The 16,597-nt window shown below is 53.2% G+C and carries 13 protein-coding genes, 1 other RNA gene, 1 pseudogene and 1 other annotated feature; of the genes and pseudogenes, 12 read left to right on the plus strand and 3 right to left on the minus strand.

Annotation, left to right across the window (positions count from 1 at the left end; genetic code table 11):
* The first annotated feature begins 20 nt into the window (after nt 1–20).
* The 9 genes from CCB157_RS17935 (at nt 21) to ssrS (ending at nt 9,941) form a co-directional block, all read left to right on the plus strand.
* Entirely contained in the window at nt 21–1,109 is a 1,089-nt protein-coding gene (locus CCB157_RS17935) for a single-stranded-DNA-specific exonuclease RecJ (RefSeq protein WP_238594585.1), read from the plus strand.
* The gene (locus tag CCB157_RS17940; protein ID WP_238594586.1) at nt 1,078–2,397 is read left to right on the plus strand and encodes a single-stranded-DNA-specific exonuclease C-terminal domain-containing protein; all 1,320 of its coding nucleotides are present in this window, start codon (nt 1,078–1,080) and stop codon (nt 2,395–2,397) included. The genes CCB157_RS17935 and CCB157_RS17940 overlap by 32 nt, the downstream gene beginning before the upstream one ends.
* 1 nt (nt 2,398) lies before the next feature.
* Entirely contained in the window at nt 2,399–2,911 is a 513-nt protein-coding gene (locus CCB157_RS03875; RefSeq protein WP_077614618.1) for an adenine phosphoribosyltransferase, read from the plus strand.
* Nucleotides 2,912–3,131: 220 nt separating this feature from the next.
* A complete protein-coding gene (locus tag CCB157_RS03880; RefSeq protein ID WP_077614619.1) occupies nt 3,132–5,309 on the plus strand; it encodes a RelA/SpoT family protein in 2,178 nt (725 codons plus the stop codon).
* A gap of 41 nt (nt 5,310–5,350) precedes the next feature.
* Nucleotides 5,351–5,794 carry a D-aminoacyl-tRNA deacylase gene (dtd, locus tag CCB157_RS03885; RefSeq protein WP_077614620.1) on the plus strand — a complete coding sequence of 148 codons (444 nt, stop codon included), beginning with the start codon at nt 5,351–5,353 and terminating at the stop codon, nt 5,792–5,794.
* Nucleotides 5,795–5,857: 63 nt separating this feature from the next.
* Nucleotides 5,858–6,022, plus strand: a complete 165-nt coding sequence (locus CCB157_RS17525; protein ID WP_158077191.1) for a hypothetical protein — start codon at nt 5,858–5,860, stop codon at nt 6,020–6,022.
* A gap of 169 nt (nt 6,023–6,191) precedes the next feature.
* Nucleotides 6,192–6,438 (plus strand) — a binding site (T-box leader).
* Between the two features lie 212 nt (nt 6,439–6,650).
* Nucleotides 6,651–7,919, plus strand: coding sequence for a histidine--tRNA ligase (gene hisS, locus CCB157_RS03890; protein ID WP_077614621.1), 1,269 nt, complete (start codon nt 6,651–6,653; stop codon nt 7,917–7,919).
* Between the two features lie 4 nt (nt 7,920–7,923).
* Nucleotides 7,924–9,687 (plus strand): aspartate--tRNA ligase, encoded by a 1,764-nt coding sequence (gene aspS / locus CCB157_RS03895; RefSeq protein WP_077614622.1) that lies wholly within the window; start codon nt 7,924–7,926, stop codon nt 9,685–9,687.
* A 69-nt stretch (nt 9,688–9,756) separates the two neighbouring features.
* Nucleotides 9,757–9,941: non-coding RNA, 6S RNA (ssrS, locus tag CCB157_RS03900), on the plus strand.
* A 147-nt stretch (nt 9,942–10,088) separates the two neighbouring features.
* On the opposite strand, the pseudogene CCB157_RS03905 reads toward ssrS, so the two are convergent.
* From CCB157_RS03905 to CCB157_RS03915, 3 genes and pseudogenes are all read right to left on the minus strand, one after another.
* A pseudogene (locus CCB157_RS03905) lies at nt 10,089–11,683 on the minus strand (IS1182 family transposase).
* 116 nt (nt 11,684–11,799) lie between these two features.
* Complete coding sequence (locus tag CCB157_RS03910) at nt 11,800–12,411, minus strand: RsfA family transcriptional regulator (RefSeq protein ID WP_077614624.1); 612 nt, start codon at nt 12,409–12,411, stop codon at nt 11,800–11,802.
* Between the two features lie 94 nt (nt 12,412–12,505).
* Nucleotides 12,506–13,843 (minus strand): AAA family ATPase, encoded by a 1,338-nt coding sequence (locus CCB157_RS03915; RefSeq protein WP_077614625.1) that lies wholly within the window; start codon nt 13,841–13,843, stop codon nt 12,506–12,508.
* Nucleotides 13,844–14,247: 404 nt separating this feature from the next.
* On the opposite strand from CCB157_RS03915, the gene CCB157_RS03925 reads away from it, so the two are divergent.
* The 3 genes from CCB157_RS03925 (at nt 14,248) to CCB157_RS03935 (ending at nt 16,594) form a co-directional block, all read left to right on the plus strand.
* On the plus strand, nt 14,248–14,907 hold the full coding sequence (locus tag CCB157_RS03925; RefSeq protein WP_238594587.1) for a YczE/YyaS/YitT family protein: 660 nt from the start codon (nt 14,248–14,250) through the stop codon (nt 14,905–14,907).
* Nucleotides 14,840–15,262: a cysteine metabolism transcriptional regulator CymR gene (cymR, locus tag CCB157_RS03930; protein ID WP_077614628.1), complete on the plus strand. Its 423-nt coding sequence runs from the start codon at nt 14,840–14,842 to the stop codon at nt 15,260–15,262. Before CCB157_RS03925 ends, cymR begins: the two co-directional genes overlap by 68 nt.
* Nucleotides 15,263–15,445: 183 nt before the next feature.
* A complete protein-coding gene (locus tag CCB157_RS03935) occupies nt 15,446–16,594 on the plus strand; it encodes a cysteine desulfurase family protein (RefSeq protein ID WP_077614683.1) in 1,149 nt (382 codons plus the stop codon).
* Nucleotides 16,595–16,597: the final 3 nt, after the last annotated feature.

Here is a 16,597-nt window from a genome sequence, read left to right on the forward strand (position 1 = left end):
GGCTGCCAGGATGCGGACGGTTGACGAAGAAGGTGAATGAGTTGCTGTATCCCGAGACGAGATGGAAGTTTGAACAACAAGATGAACGGGCGGCCCGTGCGCTCGCTGAGAACTTGAATATCCCGCCGCTCATCGCCCGGCTGTTGATCGCCCGGGGCATCACGACCGTGGAGGCGGCGGAACGCTTCATCTATATCGATAAAAACGACTTTCATGATCCGTTTCTTCTCGACGGCATGGACGACGTCGTACGCCGCTTGAAACAAGCGATTCTAGGGCATGAAAAAATCCTTGTGTTCGGCGACTACGATGCCGACGGCGTCAGCGCCACCGCGATCATGCTCCTCGGCCTCAGGGCGCTCGGGGCCGAAGCCGATTATTATGTGCCCAACCGCTTTGATGAAGGATATGGGCCAAACGTGCCCGCGTTGGAAAAGGCGCGGAAGGAACGCTACAGCCTTGTGGTGACCGTCGACACGGGCATTGCCGCGATTGAAGCGGCGGAGGCCGCCCGGCATCTCGGCCTCGATTACATCGTCACCGACCACCACGAACCGCCGCCCGAACTCCCGGACGCTTATGCGATCGTCAATCCGAAAAAGCCGGGTTGTCCCTATCCCTTTAAATCGCTCGCCGGCGCAGGCGTCGCTTTTAAAGTGATCCATGCGCTTTCCGGCCGGGCGCCGGAGGCGCTCCTTGATCTGGCGGCGGTCGGCACGATTTGCGACCTCGTTCCGCTCGTAGATGAAAATCGGTTGATCGCGGCGAAGGGGCTAGCCGCTTTGGCGGCCGCTCCGCGCCCGGGCCTGCGCGCCTTGATGAAAGTGGCCGGCATCTTAAAGCAGGATCTCACGGCCGATGACATCGGGTTCGGCATCGGTCCGCGCATCAATGCCGCCGGAAGGATGGATGATGCCCGCCCGGCGGTGGAATTATTGCTCGCCGATTCCGAAGCGCCGGCCGACGCGCTGGCCGAACAATTGGACGATTACAATCGCGAGCGCAAGGCCGTCGTCGACCAAATCGCCGCCGAAGCTTGCGCGGAGGTTGAACGTTTCCCGGAAGAGGAAAAAAAAAGTGCTCGTCATTGCCCGGGAAAACTGGCATGAAGGGGTGGTCGGCATCGCCGCTTCCCGTATCGTTGAGACGTTTTACCGCCCGACGATCATTTTGTCGATCGATCCGGAAACCGGCCTCGCGAAGGGATCGGCGCGCAGCATCGATGGTTTTGATATTTATAAAGCGCTGTCGCGGTGCCGCGATCTCCTGATCCGTTTCGGCGGCCACGAAATGGCGGCGGGGATGACGCTCTCTGCCGACGACATTCCGGAGCTCTCCGCCCGTTTGAACGCCTATGCGGATGATATGCTGTCCGAAGCGGATTTCCAACCGGTGTTGCGCGTGGATCTTTGCGCAAGCATCGGCGAAGTGACGGTTTCGCTTTTGGAAACGCTTGAACGGCTTGCGCCCTTTGGCGTCGGCAACCCGAAGCCGCGCATTGCCGTGCGGGGATCGGCGCTGGCCGAAATCAAGCAGATCGGCTCGGACAAAAACCATTTAAAAATGGTCATCAAAGACGGCGATGCCATTCTGGAAGGGGTTGCTTTTAAAAAAGGCGAACTCTATTACCATATCGATCCGGATGCGGCGGTCACCGTTGTCGGGGCGTTGTCGATCAACGATTGGAACGGTTATCGAAAACCGCAAATCTTCATTGACGACGTCAAAATCGACGAATGGCAACTCTTTGATTGGCGCCGCACCGATGCGTTTGCCGAGCGCCTTGAACACATTCCGCAGAATCGGCGCCTGCTTGTATATTTTCGTGAAGAAACCCGAACGGCGTCCCCGTTTTCGGCCTTTCAACACGAAATGGTCCATAGTGAGCGCGTCGATGCCGCGCTTGCGGAAGCTCGCCCCTTTTTCGTTTTTCTGGACGTGCCGGACAAAGCCGCCGATCTCGCCGAGTTTTTAAAACGTCTTCCTTTTCCCGAACGCATTTATGCGGTTTTTTACAATCCGGAAGGGCGCTTTTTTGAAGCGCTTCCGAATCGCGAGCAGTTCAAAACGGCCTATGCGTATATTTATAATAAACGGCGGGTCTCGATCGTCCGGGCGACCGACGATTTGGCGAAATGGCGGGGATGGCATCCGGAAACGGCGCTTTTTATCTGGCGCGTGTTTTCCGACTTAGAGTTTGTTAAAATAGAAAGCGGGTTTTTGACCTTTGTCGATCGCCCGGAGAAAAAACCGCTTTCGGCGTCTGCCGTCTACCGGGCGCGACAAGAGCGCATCGAGGCGGAAGAGACGTTCTGTTATTCCGGGCGAGCCGCGCTCCGGGAATGGTTTCACCGAATTTATGCGGAAAAGATGCACGCTAAGGAGGCCATTTTGTAAAATGAATTTTAAGGATTATATAAAAATCGTTGAAAATTTCCCGAAAGAAGGGATTTCTTTCAAAGATATCACGCCGCTCATGCAGAACGGGGCGGCCTATAAATCGGCGATCGACGAGATCGTCGCCTATGTCCGCGAAAAAGATGCCGACGTCATCGTTGGACCGGAAGCGCGCGGATTTATCGTCGGTTGCCCGGTTGCCCACGCCTTGGAACTCGGCTTCGTCCCCGTTCGCAAAAACGGGAAATTGCCGCGCGAAGTGATCAAGGTCGAATACGGATTGGAATACGGCAATGAGGCGCTCACGATTCACAAAGACGCCATTCAGCCCGGACAAAGAGTCATCATCGTCGACGATTTATTGGCGACAGGCGGCACGATCGACGCGAGCATCCAGCTCGTCGAAAAGCTGGGCGGGATCGTTGTGGGCCTTGCCTTTTTGATCGAATTGACGTATTTGAATGGCCGCGAGAAGCTGAAAGACTACGACATTTTCACTTTGATGCAATATTAAATGAAAGAGCTCCCGTTCGGGTGCTCTTTTTATAACTATATCTATTTTTCATTATTTTCGGCCTATCGAAGGTTGGCGCGGTCGATGCAGCACGCCGAGGATGAACCGCCGCAATGATTTTCGTTTTTATTCGACAATTATCGCCAAATGCTTTACATATGCGCACGAATTCAGGATAATAAAATCAATACCCCGCTTGTCTGATAAGGTGATGGACGGTATGAATTTTGATCAATTAAAAGAAAAGGCCGGCCGGTATCTCAATGAGTCGGATATCCGCCAAATCGAAAGGGCCTACGAGTATGCCAAACGGGCCCATGAAGGCCAATATCGAAAATCGGGAGAACCCTATATCGTACATCCCGTGGAGGTCGCGGGGATTCTTGTCGATTTGGAAATGGATGCCACGACGATCATCGGTGGTTTACTTCATGACGTCGTCGAGGATACGGCGGTGACGCTCGAGGATATAAAAAATGAATTCGGCGAAGAAGTCGCGTCGCTCGTCGACGGGGTCACCAAGCTCCGCCATTTCGAATATACGTCGAAGGAAGAACAACAAGCGGAAAACCATCGAAAAATGTTCGTCGCGATGGCCCAGGATATTCGCTGCGTCTTGATCAAGCTCGCCGACCGCCTTCACAATATGCGGACGCTGAAATACATGCCGCCGGACAAACAAGTCCAAAAGGCGAACGAAACGTTGGAAATCTTTGCGCCGCTCGCCAACCGCCTCGGCATTTCCACGATCAAATGGGAGCTGGAAGACATCGCGCTCCGTTTTTTAAATCCCCAAGCTTATTACCGGATCGTCAATTTGATGAAGCGGAAGCGGAAAGAGCGTGAAGAATACATCGCCGAAGCGATCGAAACCATCCGCAAGCTGCTTAAAGAGGTCAACATCGAAGCCGAAATCTACGGACGGCCGAAACATATCTACAGCATTTACCATAAAATGGTCCATCAAAAAAAGCAGTTCAATGAAATATATGATCTTTTGGCCGTGCGCATTATTGTAAAAAGCATTAAGGATTGTTATGCGGTATTGGGCATCATTCACACGCATTGGAAGCCGATGCCCGGCCGGTTCAAGGACTATATCGCGATGCCGAAGGCCAACATGTATCAGTCGCTGCACACGACGGTCGTCGGTCCGAAAGGCGAACCGCTTGAAGTCCAAATCCGTACGGAAGAAATGCATAAAGTGGCCGAATACGGGATCGCCGCCCACTGGGCGTACAAGGAAGGGAAAACGCGCAACGTCAAAGACAAGTTCGAAAACAAGCTGACCTGGTTCAGGCAAATCTTGGAATGGCAAAACGAAACGTCCAACGCCAAGGAATTCATGGAATCGTTGAAGGCCGATCTGTTCTCGGATATGGTGTTCGTCTTCACGCCGAAGGGCGACGTCATCGAATTGCCGGCGGGCTCGGTTCCGATCGATTTTGCCTACCGCATCCATACGGAAATCGGCAACCGGACGATCGGCGCCAAGGTGAACGGCAAGATCGTGCCGCTGGACTATCGATTGAAAACCGGCGATATCGTCGAAATCATGACGTCGAAGCATTCCTACGGGCCGAGTCAAGACTGGCTGAAGATCGCGGCGAGCTCCCATGCGAAGAACAAAATCCGCCAGTGGTATAAAAGACAGCGCCGCGAAGAAAACGTCGTCAAAGGCCGCGAACAGATTGAAAAAGAGCTGAAGGCCCAGGGCTACGATCCGAAAGACGTTTTGACCGAGGACAACATCGCTCAGGTCGCGAAAAAATTCAATTTTTCCAATGAAGATGAAATGTACGCCGCGGTCGGCTACAACGGCATTACCGCGAGACAAGTCGTCACGCGCTTGACGGAAAAATTTCGCAAAGAAAAAGTGGAAAGCGCCGAGGCCATCCTGCGCACTTTGCCGGACGTCAAGACGTTCAATACGCGCCGCAAAACCGATTACGGCGTGAAGGTTAAAGGCGTAGACAACGTTTTGATCCGCCTGTCGAAATGTTGCAATCCCGTTCCGGGCGACGAGATCGTCGGTTACATCACCAAGGGACGCGGCGTTTCCATACATCGGACGAATTGCCCCAACATCAAACAGCTCTATTCAAAAGAGCGCCTGCTTGAAGTGATGTGGGAAGGGGAAAACCAAGAATCCAAGCAGTACAACGTCGACATTGAAATCACGGGCTTCGACCGCAGCGGGCTGTTGAATGAAGTGCTTCAAGCGGTCTCGGAAACGAAGACGCAAATCAACGCCGTCTCGGGAAAAGCGGATAAGAATAAATTGGCGGTCATTCACATGACCATTGCCATTCATAACGTCAATCATCTCGTCCGGGTCGTCGAACGGATCAAGCGGATCGCCGATATTTACACCGTCCGGCGCGTGATGGACGCGTGAAAGATGGAATCGGTCGATGTTGAAATCAGTGGGGTGATGGCATGAGAGTTGTCGTACAACGAGTCAAAAGCGCGAGCGTCACCGTCGACGGCGCCGTCGTCGGCGAAATCGGCCAGGGTTTATTGCTCCTCGTCGGCATCAAAAACGATGACGATGAGCGGGCGGTGGATTATGTGGCCGACAAAATTTACGGCCTTCGCATCTTTGAAGATGAGAGCGGAAAAATGAATCATTCCGTCGCCGACGTCGGCGGCGCGATTCTGTCGGTTTCCCAATTTACGCTTTACGGGGACGTCTCAAAAGGGCGCCGTCCCAATTTTATGGAGGCGGCCCGGCCGGAAAAAGCCGAACCGCTTTACGAGCGTTTTAACGAACGGCTGAGAGAAAAGGGGCTTCATGTCGAGACCGGGGTTTTCGGGGCGATGATGGACGTGGCGCTTGTCAACGACGGGCCGGTAACGATCATCGTTGAAAGCAAGCCGTGAGTTTAAAATTCCGCATGGAGGGGCAAAATAAAGGGAACATTACGTGAAAGGAGCCCCTACACCATGCGGCTTGCGCCCAAATCCCTTGACAAGCGATATGCGGCGGGCGAGTGGACGGGCGACGCGCCTTTGAGCGGCGTGAATCCTTTAACAGACGATGCCAAGGCGGATCCCGGCCTGTTCGCGCGCGAACTCGTCGCGGAATTGAAGAAGCAGCAAAGGGGATAACGAACTTTTCTTGACAAAATCGCCAAGACTCCTTATCATAGTTACAAGATTTTTGCCGGCCAGCGGATCGCATCCGATGGGTCGATTCATGCGGTCTGTCCGAGCGGCTTGGCGGACGGGAGCCCATCCCGAACCAGCCTATGAGCCGGCGTACAAGGCCTGAATAGAGCAAATACCGATGACGAAGAAGAGTAATCGGAAGCGCGCGGACAGAGAGGAAACGTCGTAGGCTGGAAGCGTTTCTCCGAAAGCGGCCGATGAAAGACCCTTCCGAGGTGTCTTCCCGAACGACGGCCTCGCCGTTTACCCGTCCATTAGGGAAGACCGCATCTGGCGTTAATGGATGAAGCGGGAAAGCCAAAGGCGTTGTCCGGCTTTCCAATGAGGGTGGCACCACGGGTAACCTCGTCCCTTGATCCGATCGGACAAGGGTTTTTTTATTTTGGGCGGCGCGAAGGTCGGCTTGTTTGCTGCTAAGTCGTACCGTTCCGTTCGAGCCGCTTCAACTCCCGGAGGCCTGTTTTCGCGCCTGAAGGCACCCGGCCTGTTCCCGGCTTCATTCGCTGGCCAAGTTTCCGAGCCATTTTGTCAAAAGCCGATCATGAGATCAAGAGGAGGTCATGACAACATGCCCATTCAAATCCCGCGGGGCACGAGGGATGTCCTGCCGAAAGATATACCGGTGTGGCGGTTGATGGAAGAGACGGCGCGCGACGTCTGCCGCCTGTACAATTATTCGGAAATCCGCACGCCGATGTTTGAGTCGACCGACTTGTTTCAAAGGGGGGTCGGCGAGACGACCGACATCGTCCAAAAAGAAATGTACACGTTTTTGGATCGCGCGGGCCGCAGCTTGACGCTCAGGCCGGAAGGAACGGCTCCGGTCGTCCGCTCGTTCATTGAAAATAAAATGCACGGCCTGCCCGATCAGCCGGTGAAATTGTTTTACATGGGCCCGATGTTCCGCTACGAACGTCCGCAGGCGGGCCGCACGCGCCAATTTACGCAGTTCGGCGTCGAAGCGATCGGTTCCGATGATCCGAATCTTGACGCCGAGGTCATCGCCCTGGCGCTGACGTTTTACAAAAGGATCGGTTTAAAACGCTTGAAGCTCGTCATCAACAGCCTCGGCGATCCGGAAAGCCGGAAGGATTACAAAAAGGCACTCATCGCCCATTTTCAGCCGGCGATCCACGAGTTTTGCGAAGACTGTCAAAACCGTTTGGAACGCAATCCGCTGCGCATCCTCGATTGCAAAGTCGACCGCGAACATGTTTTGATGGCGAGCGCGCCTTCGATTCTCGATTATTTGAATGAGCCGTCGCGCGCCTTTTTTGAAAAGGTGAAAGCGGCGCTCGACCGGATGGGCATCGAATACGAAGTCGATCCGACGCTTGTGCGCGGCCTGGATTATTACCACCACACTACCTTTGAGATCATGGGCGCCGACTTCGGAGCGATCACGACGCTGTGCGGCGGCGGCCGCTACGGCGGTCTTGTCGAGGAATTCGGCGGTCCGAAGGTGCCGGGCATCGGGTTCGGCCTCAGTTTTGAACGCGTGTTGCTCGCCATGGAAGCCGAAGGCATCGCGATGGAAGAAAGCCCGTCGCTCGATTGCTTCGTCGTCGCCATCGGGGAAGCGGCGGAGGACCGAGCCGCCGAGATTCTCCAAGATCTTCGGAGCGCCGGCTTAAGTGCCGACAAGGACTACATGGGGCGGAAACCCAAAGGCCAATTCAAACAGGCCGACCGCTACGGGGCCCGCTTTGTCGCCGTCCTCGGCGACGATGAGCTCGCCCGGGGCGTCATCAATGTCAAAAATATGGCGACGGGGAATCAGGAAGAGGTTTCCATCACGCAGTTGCCCGATTACTTGAAGACCAACACGGAGGTATGAGAGCATGCCGAGAACGATTTATTGCGGAAGATTGACCGAGGAACACGTCGGCGAACGCGTCACGTTGCAAGGTTGGGTGGCGCGGCGCCGCGATCTCGGCGGATTGATTTTTATCGATTTGCGCGACCGCACAGGGATCGTTCAAGTCGTTTTTAATCCGGAACTTTCAAAAGAAGCGTTGGAAGTCGCCGATCGGGTGCGCAGCGAATACGTCTTGGAAATCGAGGGCGAAGTCGTCCGCCGCGCGGAAGGAGCGGTCAATGAAAAAATAAAAACCGGCCGCATTGAGGTCGCCGCGTCTTCGATCCGCATCATCAATGAGTCGAAGACGCCGCCGTTTGCGATTGCCGATGATACCGACGCGTCCGAAGAAATCCGTTTGAAATACCGTTACTTGGATTTGCGCCGGCCCGTCATACAAGAGACGTTGAAGCTGCGCCATAAAGCGGTCAAAGCGATTCGCGACTTTCTGGACGCCCGCGAATTTTACGAGATCGAGACGCCGATGCTGACGCGCAGCACGCCGGAGGGTGCGCGGGACTATCTCGTGCCGAGCCGGGTTCATCCGGGTTCGTTTTACGCGCTCCCGCAATCCCCGCAAATTTTCAAGCAGCTCTTGATGATCGGGGGTTTGGAAAAATATTATCAGGTGGTTCGGTGTTTCCGGGATGAAGATTTGCGCGCCGACCGCCAGCCGGAATTTACGCAAATCGATATCGAAGTGTCTTTCTTCGAGCGCGAAGCGTTGTTTGCGACCATTGAAGAGATGATGGCGCACGTCGTAAAGGCGACCAAAGGCGTTGAATTGCAAACGCCGTTCCCCCGGCTGACGTACGCGGAAGCGATGGCCCGATACGGCAGCGACAAGCCCGATACCCGTTTCGGCATGGAGCTCATCGACGTGTCGCCGGTCGTGGCGAAGAGCGGGTTTAAAGTGTTCACGTCGGCGATCGAAAACGGCGGTCAAGTCAAGGCGCTGAACGTTGAAGGCGCCGCCTCCCGCTATTCCCGGAAACAAATCGATGAACTCGCCGAGTACGCGGCGCAATACGGCGCGAAAGGGCTCGCGTGGCTGAAGGTGGAAGGCGGCGAATTCAAAGGGCCGATTGCGAAATTTTTCGCTCCGGATGTTGCAGACAAACTTAAAGCGGCACTGGCGGCAAAGGACGGCGACTTGCTGCTGTTTGTGGCGGACAAGCCGAAAGTGGTCGCCGAAAGCCTCGGCGCCCTGCGCTTGAAACTCGGCAAGGAACTGGGATTGATCGACCAAAGCAAGCTGAACTTTTTATGGATCACCGAGTTTCCGCTGTTCGCCTGGGATGAGGAAGAAGGAAGGTACGTCGCCGAACACCATCCGTTTACGATGCCGATGGAGGAAGATTTGCCCCTGCTGGAATCCGATCCGGGCCGCGTGCGCGCGGAAGCGTACGATCTCGTCTTGAACGGTTATGAATTGGGGAGCGGATCACGGCGCATCCACCGCCGCGATTTCCAAGAAAAAATGTTTCAACTGCTCGGCTTTTCGCCTGAAGAAGCCCAAGCGCAGTTCGGATTTCTCATGGAAGCCTTGGAATATGGGGCACCGCCGCACGGCGGCATCGCGCTGGGCATCGATCGGATCGTCATGATCCTCGCCGGCCGGACGAGTTTGCGCGACACCATCGCCTTCCCGAAAACGGCGAATGCCTCCTGTTTGTTGACAAACGCGCCGGCTCCGGTCACCGAAAAGCAATTGAAAGAACTGCATCTCGAAACGACGGATATTTAACCGAATGTTCTGATAATAGACCTGTTGAATCCTTTGAGATTTTGTGTTATGATGCAGATAACGTAAAAACGAGTCCTGAGGTGTTCGTAAAAGGCCACATGTTTTGACCGAACAACTTGATGAAAGGGAGCCTGGCAAGTTTTCATCTGGCGTGCAAGCCGCCGAAGAGCGGACGTACAAAGGGTGAAACAGGGCACCCACCTGCCGAGGGCGGGTTCAAAACTCGGGTCGTATACGGCACTGCTGGGACTCAAGGCTGTTCCCAAGTCTTCAGTCATCGGTTCATATAAAAAAAGAAGCCGTCTCAAAAGTCCTGAAGAGGGACTGATTTGAGACGGCTCTTCTCTTGATCATTTTATTTTATGGATAATTATGGGTATCCTTCTGGTAAAAGGCCCCTCTTATGCGACCTTTTTATCATTGTTTTCTTCTTTTTTAACCTTCGGTTTTAATTGGTTTGCCCATTTGTTAAGTTATGGGCAACACAAATTAGACCCCATTCCACCGTCGTTTTGGAAAGGCCTCTTAATAAAAATCTATGGAAACCTCGGTTATACTTGATTTGTCCAAAAACGGGTTCGACATCGCATTTTCGCCTACGATAAAGCTTGTCTCCCTCTTCTGTGGCTAAACGTTCTCGAACCTCTCTCCGTTGCTGTTGATTTTCTAAAGAAACTGAAATGGTTTTCGTATCTTTACCTTTCGCACAAATCTCTTGGAAAGGGCACCCTTGACAATCTAAACAGCGATAAGTTCGTTTTTTAGTGATATAACCATTATCCGTTTTTTGCTTCTTTTCGTATGCAAATGTCAATCGCTTATTATTGGCACAAACCCACTCATCCAACTCTTCATCGTAGGTCATATTTTCGACTCGTCCGACTTGGTTTTTCCATTTCTTTGTTTGTTCCTTATCTAACGTATTATATTTAACGAAAGCCTCAATCTCCTTCTTGTCACAGAAAGCATAATTTTCTTCACTGCCATACCCTGAATCCGCAATAAGCGCTTTTGGTTTTGGCCTACCATAAGATTCGAGAATGCCGAAATGAGGTTGAAGGCATCCCGGATCACCCGCTCGTTGATGCAAACTAAATCCAACAATGAACTGATTCTCCGTACCTATTTGAACATTATACCCCGGTTTAAGTTGACCGTTTTTCATGTGGTCTTCTTTCATTCGCATGAAGGTGGCATCTTTATCGGTCTTTGAGTAGCTATTTCGACCGTTGAAGATTTCTTTTTGTGCCTCATATTTTTGCTTGCGAGGTAAGAGATCTTTTTCAAGTTGGCGTTTGGCTTTTTTGATCGCTTTGTTTTTGGGTTCCGTCTCTAACCTTTTTTCTAGGACACTAAGGGTGTCTTTAATTTGTTCAGAAGTGACAGGATTTTTATCCAACCTCTCTTGTAAACTTGATTCAACTTCAATTTTTTCATCTTCCTTGGTTATGGCCTCGATTCCGGCCACGATCGTTCGGTACTTTTCATCGAGTTTAGCGTCAAATTTTTCTGTTGCTTTCCGCCAAACAAACGTGTATTTATTGGCGTTGGCTTCGATTTTGGTTCCGTCTAAAAAGTATTCTTCCAATTGGATGAGCCCTTGTTGATGGAGGAGATCCACGATGGAAAAGAAGGTTTCATAAATGATATCCTTCATTCTTTCCGAACGGAAACGGTTAATTGTACGAAAATCCGGTTGTTGATAATTCGCCAACCACATGAAGTAAATATTTTCTTGGAGTTGGGAAGCGATTTTGCGTGAAGAATAAATGCCTTTGGTGTAGGCATAGAGGATCACTTTTAACATCATTTTGGGATGATAGGCTGCTCGTCCCCCTCCGGGATAAACACGATAAAGAATCTTGTCATCAATCTGTTCGACGACCTGATGAACAAGGCGAGAAAGATGGTTTGGGGGAATTTTAATCTCCAAATCCAATGGTAAAATGAGTTGGTCCATGTTATAATCAATGAAGGAAATATGATCATGTTTCATAAAAAATCGCTCCTTTGGTTAGTTATTGGTGGTACTTTAATTATACCAAAAGGGGCGATTTTTTTTACAAGGAAAGAGGGCGCCTCAAAAGCTAGGCTTTTGAGACACCCTCTTTTTTATTTTGCCAATTTTTCCAGGTTGCCGTTTTTGTCCATCTTAAAAGTGGGACCGGACGGAGGGCTGTCATCTTCCAGCATCACCATGCGCCGGGCGCGGTCCATGATGTTGATCAACGCTTGATAATCCTCTTCAATCGTTTGATGGTTCTTCTTCAATTTGTTCAGTTCTTTTTCCAAATTCGCAACTTGCTCTTCCAATTCCCGGTTCTTCGCTTTCAATGCCTCATTTTCTTTGGCCAGCTGGTCGGCGTTAAAGTCATGAGTTTGAAAGTTTTGTAGAAAGGCGATGACGTCGTTTAACGTCAGCGTTTGATCGCCTGCGGACGGAACCGGTGCGGACGCAGCGGCCGCATAGACCCGCGGGCGTCTTTGCTGGGTTCTTTTCAGCTCTTTGCGCTGCTTTTTCGCAAGTTCGATCGCTTTTTCATATTTTTTTCGGACGATCGCATTCCAACGAAATCCGCAGGCCGCCCCGGTGCGATTGAGTTTGTCGCCGACTTCTTCAAAGGCTTCCAGCTGCGTCGAGCCTTCACGGATGTGGCGAAGGACCGTTTCCGCAAGCAACAAGTCATCTTCGTGGCTCCAAGCATCTTGCCTCACTTTTGTCATAATGACCTCTCCTTACCAGTTTGCGCTGTATAGGAAAATCATTGACAAAAATGAGGCGGTTTATACAAAGCTAAAAATATTTTCTATATATCTTTCATTTTTTTTCGCTCTTGTTTTTTAGCGACAACCAGTAATCCAAACGCTTTTGAATGGTTTTTTCGTATCCTCTTGGCGACGGCCGGTAAAAGGTTTTTCCCCGCAGGGACGGCGGCAAATAGTCTTGGGCGACGTAGCCTTCTTCATAGTCGTGCGGGTATTTATAATCGACGCCGTGCCCGAGCCGTGCGGCCCCTTTATGGTGGGCATCGCGCAAGTGCAGCGGCACTTCCCCCGTCCGTTCGTTGCGGACGGTTTCCAGCGCCTGGTCGATGGCCATGACCACGCTGTTGGATTTTGGCGCGGTGGCGATATACAAGGCCGCTTCGGCGAGCGGAATTCTCGCTTCCGGCATGCCGATGAACTCGACCGCGTACGCCGCGGCTTGCGCGATGAGCAAAGCGTTTGGATCGCTCAAACCGACGTCCTCGGCCGCGTGGACGTATATCCGACGGGCGATGAAGCGCGGATCCTCGCCGGCGGCGATCATTTTGGCCAGCCAGTAAAGCGTCGCATCCGGATCTGATCCGCGCATGCTTTTGATGAAGGCTGAGATCGTATCATAATGGTTGTCGCCGTCTTTGTCGTATTGGAGGACGCGCTCCTGAATGGATTCCTCGGCGACTTCCAATGTGATATGGATCTTGCCGTTCTCATCCGGATCGGTCGTCAACACGGCGAGTTCCAATGCCGATAAAGCGGTGCGGGCGTCGCCGTTGGCCACGTCGACGAGGTGATTGAGCGCTTCCTCATCGATTTCGATCGGGTAATTCCCGTATCCTCTTTCTTCATCTTTCAAAGCTTGCATGAGAATGGCACGAATGTCTTTGTCGTCGAGGGGTTTGAAGCGGAATAAGCGGGCCCGGGACAGGAGGGCGGCGTTAAGCTCATACAGCGGGCTCTCGGTCGTCGCTCCGATCAAAATGATTGTTCCGTCCTCGACGAAGGGCAAAAGCGCGTCTTGTTGACTTTTGTTGAACCGGTGAATTTCATCGATGAAAAGGACCGTTCTTTGTTCGTCATATTTCAAGCGTTCTTTGGCATCTTGGATGATTTTGCGGATGTCTGCGACGCCCGAGGTTACCGCGTTGATCTGTTGGAAATGGGCGCTCGTCGTCCCGGCGATGATCTTGGCGAGCGTTGTTTTTCCCGTTCCCGGCGGCCCGAAGAAGATCATGGGCGTCAGCTTGTCGGCCTTGATCGCCCGTCTGAGCAGGCGGCCTTCCCCGACGATGTGGTCCTGGCCGACGAATTCATCCAAGGTGCGCGGCCGCATGCGGTCGGCGAGCGGCGCCCCGGTCCGGCGCGCTTCTCTTGAATAATCGAAAAGATCCATAGGCATCGCCCCTTCTTTTGGAAAAAATACAACAGCGGGGAAGAGAATGCAAGTTCGAGGCGCTTGAACGAAGGCGGCAGCTTGCTCCCGAAAGCGGCCAAAGGCGCCGGAAAAGGGGTGTCCATCCGTTACGCCGGGGCGGTCATTCGTGTTATAATAATAATTGTTTATTTAAAATCAGGAAAAGTCATTGGACGGAATCATTTGCCTTCATCGGCTCGGGCGCATGACCCGTTCTGCACCATGCGCCGGAGCTTGAGGACGGTTGAGCCGAGTTGGAGAAGCGGAGTGGAGCATGCAGATGAAAAAACCGTTTAACCGCCGGTCGTCCGCTGCCGAATGGGCGGTGACGTGGAGCGTTTTTTTTCACCGGCTTGTTGATCATGTCGGGCGGGATCGCCCTCATGATCCGTGCGAACCTGGGCGCATCGCCCTGGGACGTCTTTCATATCGGATTATATAAACATTTCGGTTTGACGATCGGCACGTGGTCCATTATCGTCGGACTTGTGATCATTTTGTCGACGTGTCTTTTGACGCGGACTTGGCCGCAAGCGGGCGCGCTGTTGAACATGGTTCTCGTCGGCCTTTTTATCGACGCGTTTTTGGCCGTCATCGATACGCCCGCCACGCTGGCGGGGCGCTGGGTCATGCTCGGCGCCGGCATATTGGTGAACGGCGTCGGCATCGCCTTTTATATCGCCGCCGACAAAGGCGCCGGACCAAGGGATACGCTCATGCTTTATTTGACGGAAGTGACCGGATGGAGCATCGCGACGATCCGCCGCCTGCTCGAGGCAGGCGCGCTCGTGTGCGGTTGGCTCATGGGCGGCCCTGTGTCATTCGGTACCGTTGTTTTTGCTCTTACCATCGGAACGATGGTCGGAAGGTTTTTGCCGCCTTCCCGTCGGGTGGTCAAACGCTTGGTTTCTTATGCGCAGGGGAGCGGCGGAAGCGAACATTCCTTAGCATTGATGGCAGAGCGAGGTGCTGTTCTTGAAGATTTCAACCAAGGGACGATACGGCCTCACCATTATGATGGCCCTTGGCCACCATTACGGTAAAGGACCTTTATCTTTAAAAACGATCGCCGATGAAAACGGCTTATCCGAGCATTATTTGGAACAACTGATCGGACCGCTCCGGAACGCCGGCCTTGTCAACAGCATCCGAGGCGCTTACGGCGGCTACGTGTTGGCCCGCAAACCCGAGGATATCACGACGGCGGACATCATCCGCGTTTTGGAAGGGCCGATCCAGCCGGTCGAGATCATGGACGACGACGATCCCGCGAAACGGGAGCTGTGGATCAAAATTCGCGATGCGGTCAAGGAAGTATTGGAAAGCACGACGCTGGCCGATCTCATCCATTTTGAGAGCGGCAAATACGTTCAGGATCCGGAAATGTTTTATATTTAAATTAAATATGGACGGGTTGTGCCGATCCTTAAAACATCCAGCGGTGATTAAAAAGAGAGAACGGCCGCTGAACGGATATGATGATGTTGGCCTCTCACTAAAATTTGCATGATGGGGCATTGGACTCGATCGTGACGGAGATGGGTTGGAACATCCCACCGGTTGTGGAGGAAGTGAAAAATGATGGAACCTATATATTTGGATCATGCCGCGACGACGCCGACGCATCCCGAGGTCATTGACCGGATGGTTTCGGTCTATCGCGAAGCGTTCGGCAATCCGTCGAGCGTCCATAGCTTTGGAAGGAAAGCCCGCCGCCTCGTCGATGAAGCGCGGGAAGCGATCGCCCGTTCCATCGGAGCGTCCCCGAAAGAGATCGTCTTTACGAGCGGCGGGACCGAATCCGACAACATGGCGATCATCGGCGCGGCGTACGCGAAAAAAGAGCAAGGCCGGCACATCATTACGACGAAAGTTGAGCATCACGCCGTTTTAAATACGTGCCGAGCCTTGGAAAAACAAGGTTTTACAGTTACTTATCTGGACGTGGATCGCGCCGGGCGTGTGGACGTGGAAGCGTTGCGCCGGGCGCTGCGCGACGACACCATTCTTGTCACCATTATGTACGGCAACAACGAAGTCGGCACGCTCCAACCGATCGCGGCCATCGCGGAGCTGTTAAAGGGACGCGATGTGCTCTTCCATACGGATGCGGTTCAAGCCTTCGGCACGGAGGCGATTGACGTGCGGACGCTGGGCGTCGATCTCTTGTCGATGACCGCCCATAAAATCAACGGACCGAAAGGCATCGGCTTTTTGTACGTCCGCGAAGGCGTCCGCCTCGTCCCGTACCAACATGGCGGCGAACAGGAACGCAAACGGCGGGCGGGCACGCATAACGTCCCCGGGATCGTCGGCCTGCAAAAGGCTTTGGAAATCGCCGACGCGGAGCGCGAGCAGCGCGTCCGCCATTATCGCGCGCTCCGCGACGTCTTGTTATCCACCTTGGAGGAAAGAGGGGTCCGCTTCGCCGTCAACGGCGATCCGGACGGCGGCTTGGCGCATATTGTCAATCTCTTTTTCCCGGGCACGAACGTCGAGACGCTCCTCACCGCTCTCGATCTGTCTGGCGTCGCGGTTTCAAGCGGCTCGGCGTGCACCGCGGGATCGGTGGACCCCTCCCATGTGTTGACGGCGATGTTCGGAGCGGAATCGGAAGAAGCAAAAAGCTCGATTCGCGTGAGCTTCGGGCTTTATAATACGGAAGAGCAAGTCAAAAAAGCGGCGAACATCATCGCCGAAACCGTGGGGCGGATGGTCTCTGGAGCATAACGC

It is taken from the genome of Caenibacillus caldisaponilyticus (assembly GCF_002003465.1).
Lineage (GTDB): Bacteria > Bacillota > Bacilli > Bacillales > Sporolactobacillaceae > Caenibacillus > Caenibacillus caldisaponilyticus.